Origin of the sequence: Slackia sp. CM382 (assembly GCF_000293015.1) — a bacterium.
In the GTDB taxonomy this organism is placed as follows: Bacteria; Actinomycetota; Coriobacteriia; order Coriobacteriales; family Eggerthellaceae; genus Slackia; species Slackia exigua.
Window position 1 is genome coordinate 1 of record NZ_ALNO01000004.1, and the last position, 14,223, is coordinate 14,223.

12 protein-coding genes are annotated in these 14,223 nt (G+C 61.3%); 1 reads left to right on the forward strand and 11 read right to left on the reverse strand.

The annotated features are described in order from the left end of the window. Nucleotides 1–366 precede the first annotated feature (366 nt). Entirely contained in the window at nt 367–1,320 is a 954-nt protein-coding gene (locus HMPREF1155_RS01645; protein ID WP_009076688.1) for a peptidase, read from the forward strand. 122 nt (nt 1,321–1,442) lie between these two features. Here HMPREF1155_RS01645 and HMPREF1155_RS01650 read toward each other — a convergent pair whose 3' ends face one another. The 11 genes from HMPREF1155_RS01650 to HMPREF1155_RS01700 all read right to left on the reverse strand — a co-directional run bounded on the left by HMPREF1155_RS01650 (nt 1,443) and on the right by HMPREF1155_RS01700 (nt 14,223). Beyond that, complete coding sequence (locus HMPREF1155_RS01650; RefSeq protein WP_006362653.1) at nt 1,443–2,048, reverse strand: HDIG domain-containing metalloprotein; 606 nt, start codon at nt 2,046–2,048, stop codon at nt 1,443–1,445. A 247-nt stretch (nt 2,049–2,295) separates the two neighbouring features. Beyond that, on the reverse strand, nt 2,296–5,424 hold the full coding sequence (locus HMPREF1155_RS01655) for a Cna B-type domain-containing protein (RefSeq protein ID WP_009076676.1): 3,129 nt from the start codon (nt 5,422–5,424) through the stop codon (nt 2,296–2,298). A 242-nt stretch (nt 5,425–5,666) separates the two neighbouring features. Then, nucleotides 5,667–6,635, reverse strand: a complete 969-nt coding sequence (rsgA, locus tag HMPREF1155_RS01660; RefSeq protein ID WP_009076690.1) for a ribosome small subunit-dependent GTPase A — start codon at nt 6,633–6,635, stop codon at nt 5,667–5,669. Then, the gene (locus HMPREF1155_RS01665) at nt 6,635–7,480 is read right to left on the reverse strand and encodes a hypothetical protein (protein ID WP_009076691.1); all 846 of its coding nucleotides are present in this window, start codon (nt 7,478–7,480) and stop codon (nt 6,635–6,637) included. Before HMPREF1155_RS01665 ends, rsgA begins: the two co-directional genes overlap by 1 nt. Beyond that, the gene (locus HMPREF1155_RS01670) at nt 7,470–8,993 is read right to left on the reverse strand and encodes a TrkH family potassium uptake protein (RefSeq protein ID WP_006362645.1); all 1,524 of its coding nucleotides are present in this window, start codon (nt 8,991–8,993) and stop codon (nt 7,470–7,472) included. Before HMPREF1155_RS01670 ends, HMPREF1155_RS01665 begins: the two co-directional genes overlap by 11 nt. Before the next feature lie 197 nt (nt 8,994–9,190). Then, the gene (locus HMPREF1155_RS01675) at nt 9,191–9,985 is read right to left on the reverse strand and encodes an exodeoxyribonuclease III (RefSeq protein ID WP_009076719.1); all 795 of its coding nucleotides are present in this window, start codon (nt 9,983–9,985) and stop codon (nt 9,191–9,193) included. Nucleotides 9,986–10,103: 118 nt separating this feature from the next. Next, nucleotides 10,104–10,943, reverse strand: a complete 840-nt coding sequence (locus HMPREF1155_RS01680; protein WP_009076670.1) for a TVP38/TMEM64 family protein — start codon at nt 10,941–10,943, stop codon at nt 10,104–10,106. Further along, a complete protein-coding gene (locus tag HMPREF1155_RS01685) occupies nt 10,940–11,920 on the reverse strand; it encodes a hypothetical protein (protein WP_009076674.1) in 981 nt (326 codons plus the stop codon). The genes HMPREF1155_RS01680 and HMPREF1155_RS01685 overlap by 4 nt, the downstream gene beginning before the upstream one ends. Nucleotides 11,921–11,999: 79 nt before the next feature. Further along, a complete protein-coding gene (locus HMPREF1155_RS01690; protein ID WP_009076683.1) occupies nt 12,000–12,548 on the reverse strand; it encodes a hypothetical protein in 549 nt (182 codons plus the stop codon). 150 nt (nt 12,549–12,698) lie between these two features. Continuing rightward, complete coding sequence (locus HMPREF1155_RS01695; RefSeq protein WP_009076730.1) at nt 12,699–13,151, reverse strand: hypothetical protein; 453 nt, start codon at nt 13,149–13,151, stop codon at nt 12,699–12,701. After that, on the reverse strand, nt 13,144–14,223 hold the full coding sequence (locus HMPREF1155_RS01700) for a hypothetical protein (protein WP_238319049.1): 1,080 nt from the start codon (nt 14,221–14,223) through the stop codon (nt 13,144–13,146). The genes HMPREF1155_RS01695 and HMPREF1155_RS01700 overlap by 8 nt, the downstream gene beginning before the upstream one ends.

Here is a 14,223-nt window from a genome sequence, read left to right on the forward strand (position 1 = left end):
GGAGGCCCCGCCCGTCGTACGGTTCTGATGCATTGTGTTCCTCCCTGCAAAATCCTGCACATGCGGAATGCCCGCCGAGCTTGTCCCAGGGCGGCATTCCAATATACGGAAGTCATTTTCACCTAATCAACGGCATGTATCAATGGAATTCTTGGCCGATTCGATGGTTTTTCGCCACAAAATGCGACCAGGCCTCGCTGCAAGCCTCCCCGCGAAGCCTGTGCTGCTCCTTCGCGGCGGCACGATGGTAGGATGGGAATGCAACGCGCTCAGGCTCCATCGTGCGGCCTGATTCGACGGCCGCCTCCTGCATGCGGAGCGATGCCCGCCGACGACCGCGCACCCGCAACAGACAGGAGATAGGTCATGCCCGCTATCCTGACCCATGATTTCTTCGGCAGGGATTTCTATGCCGCGAACAATGCGCTCATAGGCGAAAGCCCCGATGCCCGCGATGCGTTCCTGCTGGGCAACCAAGGCCCCGATCCGCTGTTCTACCTGGTTGCAGCACCCGACATGAAAGCATTCACGTCACTCGGGTCGAACATGCACCATGACCGCCCCACCGCGCTCATCGCCGCCATCCGTGAAAGCCTCGAAGCCCTCACGGATAGCGAGCGCCTGATCGGAGAAGCGTATGCGGCAGGCTTTCTGTGCCATTACACGCTCGACAGCAGCGCGCATCCGTTCATATACGCGCAGCAGTTCGCCATCTGCGACGCCGGGCTCGACGGCATCACCCGCGCCGACGGCAACGACGTGCACGCGGAAATCGAACGCACGATCGACGAGGTCGTGCTGGTCAATAAGATGAATCTCACGATTCGCGAATACCGGCCCTATAAAGAGGTGCTCAATGCGTCCGAGGATGTGCTGCGCATCATCGGGAAGATGTACGTCTTCGTCTGCCTGCGTGCCTATCGGCTTTCGGTCCCCGATGTGATCTTCAGCCGCGCGGTGCATGGGTTCCGCCTGGTGCAGCGGCTGATGTATTCGCCCGAACAGACCGGGCACAAGACGTTCAACGCCATCGAACGCGGCATCCTAGGCCGCGGACACTCCTTCTACGCCGCCATGGCGCACCGCGTCAACGAATCGTCTCTGTGCGCGTTCGACAACCACGAGCACGCATCCTGGGCCAATCCTTTCACCGGCGAGGTCAGCACCGTCGGTTTCTGGGACATCTATGCCGAAGCCCAGAGGAAGGCGCAAACCAGCATCGAGCTGTTCCAGAGCCCCGAATTCGACTCATTCTTCGACCTGGAGAGCGCCCGCAAGATCACGCACGGGCTGGACTTCAGCGGCGAACCCGTCGAATAGAAAGAAGCAAGCGCATCGCACATAGGCGGGCAGCATTCAAGGAAGGCGCCGTCGGGTCGCAGCCTGACGGCGCCTTCCTGTTCATCGCCGCACGAGAAACGCGGTGCCTCCGATGCGGAGCCCTACGATTCGGGCGAAACGAAGGTGTCGCGATCAGGGGCGAAGGAGCGCATGGCCATGATGGTGCGCTCGAAAAGCTCGTCAAGCTCCCAACCGACCATCTCGGCGCCGCTGCGGATGACGTCGCGGCTCACGCCCGCGGCGAAACGCTTGTCCTTGAACTTCTTCTTGAGCGACTTGACCTCGAAATCCATGACGCTCTTCGAGGGACGCATAACGATAGCCGCGCCGATGAGGCCGGTCAGCTCCTCGGAGGCGAACAGGATCTTCTCCATGTAGAGCTCGGGCTTCGGCAGAGCGGGATTGTAGTCGTGGTTGTGCGACTGGATGGCATGGATGAGCTCGTCGGATACGCCCAAGGGGCGCAGGATTTCGGCGGCGTAGACCGTATGGTTCACCGGATCGTCGTCGTGTTCTTCCCAGTCCAGATCGTGCAGCAAGCCGACGATGCCCCAGAATTCCTCGTTCTCGGGGTCGAATTCACGTGCGAAGTAGCGCATCGTGTTCTCGACCGTTTCGCCGTGCTCGATATGGAATTCATCCTTGTTGTGAGCCTTAAGCAGGTTACATGCGTCCTCGCGCGAAATGCCGGCAGAAAGCTTAGCCATGACGACCCCCTTCGTCGCAGGTGTTTTCCCGAGTATACGCCCGACTGCCGCAACGGCAAGGAGCGTGCGGCATCGGCAGATGTTTTCCCAGCAGGCGGCAGCACGAATAGAGCGCTCGTGATCCCTCCCCTGCGCTTCATCGGCTCTTGACGCAACAAGACCCGGGATGAACGTTCATCCCGGGTCCGATGCTAGAGGTTCAGCCCACGTGAAAAGCGATCCTTGCGCAGGTATGCGGCTGGATGCTCTACGATTGCATGCCGCCCTCGTTGCGCATACGCTTCTTTGCGGCCCATGCAAGGCCGACGAGCGACGCGGCCGCAAGCGTCAGGATGCCGGGGAGCACCGGTCCTTCACCGGTCGCAGGCATCGTCTTTCCCTGGTGTCCCGAGGCAGGAGGCTTGGAACCCGGAGAGGAAGGATCAGGAGCAGGCCCCGGTTCGGGCGTGGGGTTCACCTTGGGTGTGTGGGCGTTGGTGATGACGAAATTGCCCGAAGCCTGCTCTTTGACCGAAGAGGTATAGCCGTCGGGTACCGAGGCCTCTTCCACCGTGTAGGAGACCTTGTGCCTTCCTTGGTACTCGGCAAGCCCCGTCCAAGTCGACGTCCAACCGTTGGCGGAGGAGAGCTCGACCGCGCCTCCCTGCGCCACGCCGTCAGCATAGAGCTGCGCCATAACGCTTGCCGGACGGATTCCGTCCTTGTCATTGCCGTCGTTCCAGATCTTGGAGACGGTGACATCGACCGTGCCCGGTACGTGCGTGTTGGTGATATCGAAGCCGGCGACGGTGGCCGTATATCCCTCAACCGCATCTTCGGTGACCGTGTAATCAATGGCCTGACCGGCCTTGTTCTTGGTCATGCCGGTGAAGCTGTAGGCCCATCCGTCGGCTTCCGTCACCTGCTTCTCGGCGACCTTCTGTCCATCGGCAAGAAGGTTCACGGTGATGCTTTGCGGACGCATGCCGTCCTGATTGTCGGCATCGTCCCACGTCTTGGTACCTGAGATATCCATTGTCTCGGGAACATGCGTGTTGGTGATGGTGAAGCCGTTCGTGGCATCCCCTGCGGTGGCCGAGGTGTATCCGGCAGGAACATCCGTTTCCTCTACCGTATAGGAGATGTTCGTACCTGCCTCTTTTTCATTGAGATTCGTCCAGGTATGAGTCCAACCGCTCGCCGCGTCCACGGCAACCGGCGCTCCCAAGGCAACCCCGTTGGCATAGAGCTGCAGTTGGACGGATGCCGGACGAATTCCATCGGCATTCGCACCGTCGTCCCATGCCTTGGTAGCGGTAACCGAGGTCTTGCCTGGCGTGTGAGAGTTGGTAATGTCGTAGCCATTGATCACGGTCGCATAGTCGGCAACGGCGTTTTCCGTGATTCGATAGCTGAACTCGTGTCCGTCCACCGAATCGTACTGAGCGAGACCCGAGAAGCTATAGGCCCACGTACCCGAAGCATCGGGCGTGACCGTCTTGGAATCGATCGGCGTGCCGTCCCGGAGCAAGTTGACGGTAATGGAGGCAGGGCGCGCGCCGTCGCGGTCGTTGTCGTCGTCCCAGTTCTTCACGCCTGAGACATCCACCTTGGCCTTCTGGTTGTACATGGTGATGACTTGCCCGGAACCCTGGCTCGTCACCGTGACCGCCTCGGAGTTTGCCGAGGTCGTATGATCGGCATCGTTGGGATGCGCCTCGTCGACAGCCACGTCGGGATACCCGTTGGCGTGCGAGACCTCCACGAAGCGGTACATCATGCCGCCGGTGAGGCCTTTGACTTGGATGGCGCCATTGGCATCGGGCGTGAGAGTGCCGTCAGGGTTGAGGGAGCCTACGTCGAGCATGGAAGCATCCACTGCAACGTCTGTCCAGCTCGTTCCGCCATCATTCGAGGACTGGAGTTTGAAAGAGAAACCGGTGGAGAGAGCCGCACCGCTTTCCTTGTCGGTCTTGAGCATCTTGACAGTCAGAGGATCTGCCGGCGCATCGATGGCGGCGCTCGAAGGGGTCAGGGTGGCCGTACCGGTTGCCGTACTCGAACCCTGATCGCTTGTCATTTCAACGGTGCCCGTCTTATCGGTCGGCGTGTTTACAACCGGATGGACGACCCGAACACGTACGGAAATATTTTGCAGAGCCTTCCCCGCATATATTTGATTGATCTTTCCTATTGTTGCAGAAGAAACGTTTCCGAAGATGTCTGGATAGTTATTCTTGAGAAGGTTTCCCATGCCTCCTGCATCTGCAACGCCAGCGAGATCGTCGTATTTAGGTCCGGCAGGATCGTTCATATCCCACCACTTCAGCATGAAGGTATAGCTACCGTCGTGGTTGTTATACATGCAGTACTGGCCATTCTGCAAAGCGGCTTTGACATCGCTCTTGCTCTTTGCCCCTTGGTCAACCTTGGTGAGGAAGGTGTTCGCTGAAAGGTACTGCCCATACCAACCGGATAATACTTCTCCTTGGTCGTTGATTCCTGAAAATTCAGACCAACTCCTGGCTAGTTCCGGCTCGGCTGCGCAATCGGCGAAGGTGCTCTCTACATAGACCCCGGTAAGCGAATTAGGACTATAGGCTCCATTGTGCTCTAGCATATAGGGCATACGGAAATGGTATCCGTCTATAGCACGCGCATCATTGAACACCTTTATGTCCCAATCCATGCTTTGATTGGTGGTTAGATCGGATCTAATGGAAAGTGCGGTATTTGTCGCTCCGACGGCTTTGGCAATAACGTAGTATTTCTCATGGGCGGCATAGAGAGTGTCTTTACCAAGTACTCCCTGAGAAAGAGCGCGCTCACCCAGTGTCAGCGTGTGCCCTAGTTCATCTCGATAGTGTGTTATTCCGCCAGTTTGAAGCGTTATCTCGAATTTTTTTATACTGTGGTTTTTGAGGTAGTCCCCGCTGAACTTGAGCACGAATTTACCGTCGGTGTACTCAAAAGTACCCAACTGATTATTGTCGCCATCAAGCAAGGGACGGGGGGCGAAATTCAGGCCTCTTCCAACCGATGCTGGAATCGTCAACGTATCCCCATCCTGGATGGCGTCGCTGCCGTCATACGCAACTTTCGCCTCGAGCTTAAGCGACGAGACCTTCTGGCCCTCGCAAATCGCATTGCTGAACGCAGCTGGATCGGTCTTAGGCGAGGCTTCGGAGCTCAGCGAGTATTCGATCTCCGCGTCGCCGTGCGTGGTGTCAATGATCTTGAAAGACTGGATGGTCACGTCATCCAAGCTGAGCTCTTGGGCAAAGGCGCTTCGCGTATCCACGCTCACCAAGAGAAGCAGAGTCGCCAAAAGCGCCACCGCCAGCGCAGCTATCCTGCCTTTTCCCATCTTCCCAATTCCTGCTGATGTCGATTCCATACGCAGCCCCTTTTGTAGAGTTGTTATGTAATATGGCCAATGCTAGGAGAAGGGGGGGGGGTCTTTTGCAAGGACTTTTTTGGGGGAATCATCAGCGGAAAAGCGTAGGCGTTACGAATTTAACCATAGTTAAATTACGAGATCAGCGGCAAATACCTCGGACGAGAAATGAAACCTGTTTAATCCCATAGAAAGGAAACCGAATCGGTCGCGCAGCGCTCCGAAGAAACCCAGAGCGGCGCTCAGCCCTGCCAGCGGCGGGGGTGCCCTTTGCGCGACCGGATGCGACGGGATTCCTCACGACGGCGTTTGGCCTCGTCGGTTTCGGCCTTGAGCCGTCGATAGCTTTCCAGGCGCTCTGCAGCCACATCCCCGCGCGCCACGGCGGCCTCGACCGCGCAGCCAGGTTCGCCATCATGCCGGCAATCGCCGAAACGGCAGGTTTCCGCAAGCGCTTCGATATCGGCGAACGCCGCGCCCATGCCTTCGTCGGCATCCCAGAGCGCAAGGCCTCGGACGCCCGGCATGTCGATGACGCGGCCGCCGCCGGGAATATCCACCATCTCCCGCGAGACCGTCGTATGCCTTCCGCGCCCATCGCGTTCGCGCACGGCGCCCGTGGCCTGAATGTCCTTGCCCACAAGGACATTCACCAAACTCGATTTCCCCACGCCGCTCTTGCCGAGCAGCACGGCCACCTCGCCGGGACGAACGGCGGCACGCACGGCTTCGACGCTCTCGGCATCCTGGTCGGACACCACGAGCACCTCCGTCCCCTGCGCCACGCGTTCGACCAGCATCTTCGCGGACTCAAGGGCCTCATCGTCATCGGCAAGATCGGCCTTGGTCAGCAGCACCTGCACGTCCGCGCCGCTCTCGTGCGCCAGGACCAGTTCACGCTCAAGCCTGCGCACATTGAGATTTACCAGCGGTTCAACGACGAAGACCTTGTCGAAGTTGGCGGCCAGGACCTGAGGAAGCGAACGTTCCGCCGGGTCCTTGCGCACGAAGGCGTTCCGACGCGCGAGCACCTGATCGATGATGCCTTTATCGTGCCCCTCGGGCACGGAGAACTCGACCGCATCCCCGGTCGTCGCACGCACGCGGGAGCCTTTGACCAGCGTCGTGGCGTGCTCGCATCTGATTTCGCGCCCCTGCGCATCTTTCACCAGAGGATATCCGCGGTCGAGCTTCACCACCAGGCCGCGCATCAGCGGTTCCTCTCGCGCAGATACCAATGCAGGAACGTCAGCGCGGCGCCGAGCACGATGGCGATGAGCGGCATCTTGAACGCGCTGACGACGATCAGGTCCGAATGCCGTCCGCCTTCCGAAACCACCACTACCTTGGTCGCATGGATGTCGCTTTCCCCCTGCTGCTCGATATCGTCCAGATAGTACGTGCCCTTGATGCGCAAAGTGGTTCCCGCGGCGCCGTAGCGCCCGAAGGTGTCGATCTTCTCGGCGTCTTCCTTCGAAATGATGACAGGAACGGTGGCGCCGCTCTTCGGATCGCGCAAGACGATCCATACGCGCCCGGGCTTTCCGCCGGCGACATTCACGGCATCTCCGACGACTTCGCCTGTGACCTGGACCGTCTGCCTATCGTAATAAGAATCGGCGGATGCAAGGTCGCCTATCTGCGCGTCATAGAGAAACGAGTTGTCGGCCAGCTGCCCCTCGTCGATCACGTTCCCCTCCGCTTCGAGCGGCGTAGCCTCGTCGGCCGCCTCGACGGCAGGCTTGCCTGCGGTATCGGCTGCTTCGAGGATGCCCGAGGAAGCCCCCGATCCCGCCTTGCTGTTGCCGGACGCGCCCGAAGAATCCTCCGACGGCGAGCCGTTCGTCCCCGACTTGGCTCCGCCGGCGCGCACGACTGCGCCCGAGGTCGTGGTGCCGTCGCCCGCCGCGGAGACGTCTTGGGCGGACGAGGAATCGGACGAGGCCACATCATCGTCGTCGGCGAACGCGGCCGCGGGCAGCGCAAGCGAGGCCGCAAGGATCCCTGCGGCCATGAACGCCCAGATGCGATGCGTGATTACGGATTTATCGCCCATGGCCCACCCGTTTCTTCGGCTTCAGCGAAGCCGAGAACGACACGAGCAGCGCGACAAGCGTGACCCATTCGAGACGGCCGGCCCACATATCGAAGATGTACAGGTATTTGAGCACGTCGGGCATGCCAGGCTGCACGATGCCGGCCGACATGCCGATGTTCGACACCATGGATGCCGATTCGAAGAGCGCAGGCGACGCTTCGTATCCGAACGCGACCGTCACGATCGTGGTCAGCATGAGCGCCGCCAAGAACAGCAGGAACACCGCAAGGTTCGCACGGACGAGCGCGGTGCTGAGAGGACGCTTGCCCACATGGTAGAACGTGACCACCTGACGCGCGGATGCGGGTGCCAGCAGGTCTTTCACGTATGCGACAAGTTCCTTGCCCAGAATTCCCACGCGCAGCACCTTGATGCCGCCCGAAGTGCTGCCGGCAGACCCGCCGACGATCATCACGAACACGAGCACGATGAGCGCGCCCGACGATACGATGGTCGTCAGCTGGTTCGACGTGATGGGCTGGAAGCCCGCGGTGGTGAACGCGGAGACGATCGTGAAGACGCCGCGCCGAACGAGCGTCGGAAGGTCGGAAAAACGCCCGGAAACGCAGATGGCGGTCGTGACCACGCCTACGACGACGATAAGCCAGACCGCCGAGGTGCGCACCTCGATATCTTTGAAGAAATGTTCGATCCGGCCGCGCCAGATTTCGTTGTACAGCGTGAAGTTCACCGTGCCGAAAAGCATGAGCATGAGCACGATGATCTCGATACCCCAAGAGTGATAGTAGTTGATGCCCAGGCTCATCGACGACATGCCGCCGGTATTGAACGAGGCGGTCGAAAGCCAGAGGCCGTTAAGCAGGGCGCGCGAAGGTTCCATGCCGATGGCCAGGCATGCCAGGAACAGCACGACCGTTCCCGTCAGGATGGCGACGGCGGCCACGCGCACGATGAACTGCGTCGTCTGGATGATGTTCGGAATGACGTGCTCGCTTCGGCCTTCGGTCGCATACAGCGACGAGCCCCCCGAGCTGCCGAAGATGCCGAGCGAAAGGGCGATAACGACCACGCCCAATCCCCCGACCGTCTGCATGACGAAGCGCCACATGTTATCGGCCGCGGACAGATGCTCGAGGTCCTGGATCATGGACGCGCCCGTGGTGGTCCATGCGCTCATGCCCTCGAAGAACGCGTCGAGATACGAAATGAAATGGCCCGACATGTACAGGGGGATGGCGCCGACCAGCGCGAGCAGAAGCCACGCGAGCCCCGTGACGGCAAGGGCCTGCTGCTGGGTGAGCGCGCGCGGCTCGAGGTAGGCAAGGCGCAGGGCCGACCCGATGAACAGCGCGATGCCTATGCCGAACAGATACCGCTCGGTCGCGTTCCATTCCTGCATCACAACGGAAGTGGCAAGCGGCACGCACAGGGCCACGGCCAAGAACATGGTCAGAGCGCCCAGATAGTGCGCGATGATGCGCAGATCGGTGAATGTGAAGCGCTGCCACATGGCTATCCGATCACAACCTTGACGACGACGACGATGGCGACGAGCCCGAGGAGGAACAGCGAGAACGCGCTCCCGAGGATCATCACCCTCTGGAGCGTGTTTCTCACCGCCTTCTGAAGGCGGGCCCTTGTCTTCACGCTGTCTCGCACAATTGCGCCGTGGCCTTCCCTTTTGCCGCAGAATCGTACGATTATAGCCTATAGGGCGATATCGAGCCCGACCGGGCAGTGGTCGCTGCCCATCACTTCGTCATAGATGGACGCCGATTCGATGGCGCCGCGCAGCGCGTCGCTCACGAGGAAGTAGTCGATGCGCCACCCCGCGTTGTTCTTGCGCGCATTGAAGCGGTAGCTCCACCATGAATACGCACCCTCGAGATCGGGGTGCAGCATGCGGAACGTATCGGCGAAGCCGGCGTCGAGCAGCGACGTGAACGACGAACGCTCCTCGTCGGAAAAGCCCGGACTGCCCCGGTTGGAACGCGGGTTCTTGAGGTCGATCTCCTGGTGCGCCACGTTGAAATCGCCGCACATGATGACGGGCTTGGGCTCGGCGGAAGCGTATCCCAATCCCTCGGGCACGACGCCCGCCTCAAGGTTCTTGCAGAATTCGCGGAACGCGGCGTCCCAGGCCATGCGATGCTCGAGGCGTGCGAGCTCGGGCTGGGCATTGGGCGTATAGACGTCCACGAACCAGAACTTCTCGAACTCGCAGGCGCATATGCGGCCTTCGGTGTCGAGGGCGGGCGTGCCCACATGATGCACGACCTGCAGCGGCTCTTCCCGCGAGAAGACCGCGGTGCCTGAATAGCCCTTCTTCTCGGCATAGCTCCAATTCTGCACGTATCCAGGCAGATCAAGCTCTATCTGGCCCTCCTGGAGCTTGGTCTCCTGCAGGGCGAACACATCGGCGTCGAGGGCGGCGAACGCCTCGTCGAAGCCCTTCTTCACAACGGCGCGCAAGCCGTTCACGTTCCATGAGATGAGGCGCATCGGCGCACCCTTTCCGTATCGTCTGCCTATCGTTCTCGTATGCCTATCGTGCAGCCGCCGATCGAAGGCCGCCTATCGTGCAGCCGCCGATCGAAGGCCGGCGGCGGCGTTATGCCGCCTACCTATCGAAGTTCTCGCCGTCCTCTGACGACGTGCGGCCGAGGACCTTACCATGTTCCGACCGAGACCTTCCGGAAGCCTTGCGGGACTTGAACGCGCCCATGATCTTCTCGCGGAAGATGATGCCGACCGCCGCGACGGCCCCGACCGCGACCGCGATGATGACCACAGCTTTGAAATCACCGTTGAGCAGGCCGTCCGCCGCAAGCATGGACATGAGCACGCCGGGTACGCGGGCGACGTTCGAGATGATGACGAACTTGCGCATGGGCATGTCGGTCAAAGGAACCAGATACGTGAGCACGTCTTTCGGCATGCCCGGTATGAGGAAGAGCACGAACACCATGACGTCGAGCTTTTCCGATTGCTCGAAATCGGTGACCTTGTCCAGCCATTTCTCGGGAATCATGTCGCGCACGAACGGCGCGCCCAGGCGATGCACGACCGCGAAGAGGATGGCGCTCGATATCACGCATCCGATAAGGATGATGGCCGCGCCCCCTGCAACGCCGTACATCGCGCCGGCGACGAGCTGCACGACCTCGCCCGGAATGATGGCGACGATGACCTGGAGCAGCTGCAGGCCCAGAAGCATAAGCACGCCCAGAGGACCTGCGCCCTTGATCTTCGCGATCAGCTCCTCGCGCCCCGATTCGGTTCCCATGCCGGCGAACAGCGGCGTGAGCGCGACCGTCGCCGCCACGATGATGGCGATGAAGATGCCGAAACCGATGAGCTTGATGAGGTCGGCCTTGGTCAGGCGTGCAAGGCGGGGCCTTTCGGATACAGGCGCCTCCAGGCGTTCGGCGACTTTCTTTCGTGTGTCGGATACCGTCATTTGGATGCCTTGTCGTATTCTTCCTTGAATGCGGCGAACATGCCGCCGATCGACGGAGCCGAGCCGGATCCCGAGGCGCCCTCGGGCTTCGAGGAGGTCTTCGGACGGGACTCGTCGACATCGAGCGCGCCGTCCGCATCGTCGTCGGATGGAACCGCAAGGGCCTCGTCATCGCCCGTGCGGGCGCGGCGATATTCCTCTTTGAAGCTCGAGAACATGCCCTTGCTCGCAGCGATCTGCTTGCCGGTGGCATATGCGCCCTTGTTGATGGCGTCGCCCGCCGCCGCAGCGGCGGCTTGGGCTTTCGGCTTCACCGCATCGGTGGCTTCCTGAATCTTGGCCTGGGCCTTCGCAGTGAATTCCCCAGCGGCTTCCGCCCAGCCGCCTTCGGGTTGAAGCTCCCACACATCGTCGGACACGAGGATGGCGCCCTTGAACGTCTGCTCGGATTCGGATCCGGCGGCGGCGTCGCCCGCAGAGAGATCGACCCCCATGCCGCGGCGGAACCCGAGAATGCAATCGGCCGGAACCTCGAGCGTGCCCAGCAGGTACCGCGACGTCACGCCATTCGACGCGACGACCGACTCGATGTCTCCCGTGATGCGCGAAAACGTCACCGTTCCCACGGTGCCGATGGCCGTCTCTTCGTCCACCATGAGCGGAAGCCCCGACCAAAGGATGCAGGAATCCCAGTTCAAGCACATACGCTTGCAGGCGGCAGGACCCGACATCTTGGATTCGGGTGCGACGACGATGCGGCCGTCGACGAGCTCGAATTCATCGAGCGCGACGAAGACGTCTTTGCGATGGAACATCCAGAGCAGGTCGGGGCGCTTCACGATGAAGCCGATGCAGCGCTTTTCCTTGGGATGGAAGACGCACGTATTCACGCGGCCGATGTTCTTGCGGCCGCTCTTGCCGCCCCGCACGCGCATCCGCTCGAGATCGGACGTCGTGATGAGCCCCTTCTTTGCCATGCCCTTGCCTTCCGATATAGACGAAGGCCGGAAAACCGGCCTTCGCGGTCATATGCCATCCGGTCGCCCCGACTCTGCGCTAGGCCTGATCGGCCCCTTCGTCGGCGGCCTTTGCCGGAGCCGCTTCGTCCGCGATGCCGGCGGAATCCGAAGATGCGGCCTCTTCCTGGGATGCGGCGACGTTCGCGGCGACCTGGGCGGCGATGCGCTCGCGCGCCTCGTTGATCTTGTCGCGCAGCTCGTCGTCGGAACCGAAGGCCTCGGCGCCGCCTGCGATGGCTTCCTTGGCGTTGCCTGCGACTTCTTCAGCCTTGGCGGCGACCTTCGCGGCGGTGTCCGTGATGATCCTGCGCGCGTTGTCGACGGTCACGTAGGTACGCTGAGCCTGCGCGGCCCCATCGCCGTCCGCAGCTCCGGCCGCGGCAGGCGCAGGCGCGAAACCGGCGGCAGCGACGTAGCCTTCGCCCTTCCGGCGGATTTCCTCGGCCTTGGCGTTCAAATCGTCCGCCGCCTTGTTCAGCGTGTCGACGACGGTCTGACGGAACTCAGGATCGTTCATGTACTTATAGGCGGCGACGGCGCTTACGCCTGCCAGGCTTCCAACGACCAGCGTTTTGAACGTTCCCATGGCTTCCTCCTTGGACGTCGCGCCGAAGCGCGTCTGTACGCATGTGCAGCATTATACGAGCGTGCCGCCGCGGTAGCGGGATTCGTATCGCCCGACGTTGCCGTTTGGTTGCTGCCTGCCCTTATTGTGCGCATAACGATGCACGAATGGCTACGAAGCGGAATCCTTCGCGAGAATCCCATTGACCAGGGCGACCGCCTCGTTCAGGGCGCGAATCGCAATACGATCGTCGGAAAACGAAATCTCCACCTGGGCGTTTCGAGATCCGTCCGGATTGACGCCGCCCCAACGGGACGATCCGACGAAGGTCGCGGGCGATTCCCGCCTCTCGTGCAATCCGTTATTGACCTGGGAATCTATTGCAAGATGTTCGATGAGGTGCGGAATGGACGTATGGTCGGCGACGGCTCCGAACATATCGCCCTCGTCGTTGATGCATGTGTGGTGAAGAAGATTCGGATGGCGCTCGAGAACCCGCGCCATGACACGCGGCGACGTGAGCCCGAACCGCGCGTGCGCGACGCTCAAGGTCGCGACGATGCGGTCGCTTCCGATGGAGATGCGATCGACCGAAACCGGAGGACGCGAAACGGCGCTATTCATGCTCCTCCGCGCCCGCCCCCGAAGGCGGAAGCATCGCGCCGTTCGACGCGCTGCGCACGCCCCCGGCCAACGTGACCGTCGCAGACGAATCAATGGAATCGAGCGAGGAATCGGCGCCTTCCGAGCCTGCGCCTTCGCCCTCGTCCGACGAGGATGCGGCATCGCCCGAATCCTCCCCTTCGGCCTCAGGGGGGCTTGGAAGCGTGGCCGCTCCGTTCACGATCTTCGCCTTCGCGGACGAATCGTCGGACAGGCGCGAGAGCTTGGTGGCGACCGAGGTCTCCCCGTCCTGCTCGGTGATGACGAGGTGCTGGCGATCGGCGGAGAACGTATACGTGCCCGAGCCCGAAAGCCCCTGGAAATCGAACGAGATCGTCTTGTTCCAGGTATCGAGCGTGTAGGCATACGGCAGGTTGTTCGGCATATTGATCGAGCCATCGTCGATGACCACGGTCATGGACCCGTCGTCGGTGATCCATTCCCCCTGGATGTCGGCGGTATCGTCATAGCGGAAGAACGTCTGCCATACGAAGCCTGCGCCCGCGATGATCACGACGAAAGCCAGGACGGCAAGCGTGATGAGCGTCACCTTCTTCCAATTCGTCTCGCGTACGAGCGACGAAGCGGAGGGCTTCGCGCCTTCCTCCTTCGCGGCAGCGGCCTTCGATTCGGCGGCAGATGCCTGGTCGGTCGGAAGCGCGCGAGAGAAGAACGCCTCGTCGGATTCGAGGAACGACGCGTCCAGCCCGCCCGTTTTGGAGATGCTCCGACGGTTCTGCACGGGCGGACGCGCTCCAGCGGGATTTCCCTTTCCGACGCTCGCGTCCGGCGTATCGGCCGGCGCATGCGCGGCAGGAGCCTCGGGCTGCGCGGCGGTTTTGCCGGACGTCGATGCCGCAGCCGCAGCTTTAGCGTCGCGCTCAGGAGCGCGCGTCCCGCGAGGTGCGTCGTTTTTAGGATCGATCCGCGTCGTGGAATCGGACACAGCAGAAGAGGCGGGGCTTTTCTCCGTGCGACGCGCGGAAGCCCGCCTCTTCCCCTTGACCGAAGGACGCCTTGGCGATTCGCTCAT

Coding starts and splice junctions, on each gene's coding strand:
- HMPREF1155_RS01645 (WP_009076688.1), top strand. CDS start 367: ATGCCCGCTATCCTGACCCATGATTTCTTCGGCAGGGATTTCTATGCC.
- HMPREF1155_RS01650 (WP_006362653.1), bottom strand. CDS start 2,048: ATGGCTAAGCTTTCTGCCGGCATTTCGCGCGAGGACGCATGTAACCTG.
- HMPREF1155_RS01655 (WP_009076676.1), bottom strand. CDS start 5,424: ATGGAATCGACATCAGCAGGAATTGGGAAGATGGGAAAAGGCAGGATA.
- rsgA (WP_009076690.1), bottom strand. CDS start 6,635: ATGCGCGGCCTGGTGGTGAAGCTCGACCGCGGATATCCTCTGGTGAAA.
- HMPREF1155_RS01665 (WP_009076691.1), bottom strand. CDS start 7,480: ATGGGCGATAAATCCGTAATCACGCATCGCATCTGGGCGTTCATGGCC.
- HMPREF1155_RS01670 (WP_006362645.1), bottom strand. CDS start 8,993: ATGTGGCAGCGCTTCACATTCACCGATCTGCGCATCATCGCGCACTAT.
- HMPREF1155_RS01675 (WP_009076719.1), bottom strand. CDS start 9,985: ATGCGCCTCATCTCATGGAACGTGAACGGCTTGCGCGCCGTTGTGAAG.
- HMPREF1155_RS01680 (WP_009076670.1), bottom strand. CDS start 10,943: ATGACGGTATCCGACACACGAAAGAAAGTCGCCGAACGCCTGGAGGCG.
- HMPREF1155_RS01685 (WP_009076674.1), bottom strand. CDS start 11,920: ATGGCAAAGAAGGGGCTCATCACGACGTCCGATCTCGAGCGGATGCGC.
- HMPREF1155_RS01690 (WP_009076683.1), bottom strand. CDS start 12,548: ATGGGAACGTTCAAAACGCTGGTCGTTGGAAGCCTGGCAGGCGTAAGC.
- HMPREF1155_RS01695 (WP_009076730.1), bottom strand. CDS start 13,151: ATGAATAGCGCCGTTTCGCGTCCTCCGGTTTCGGTCGATCGCATCTCC.
- HMPREF1155_RS01700 (WP_238319049.1), bottom strand. CDS start 14,223: ATGAGCGAATCGCCAAGGCGTCCTTCGGTCAAGGGGAAGAGGCGGGCT.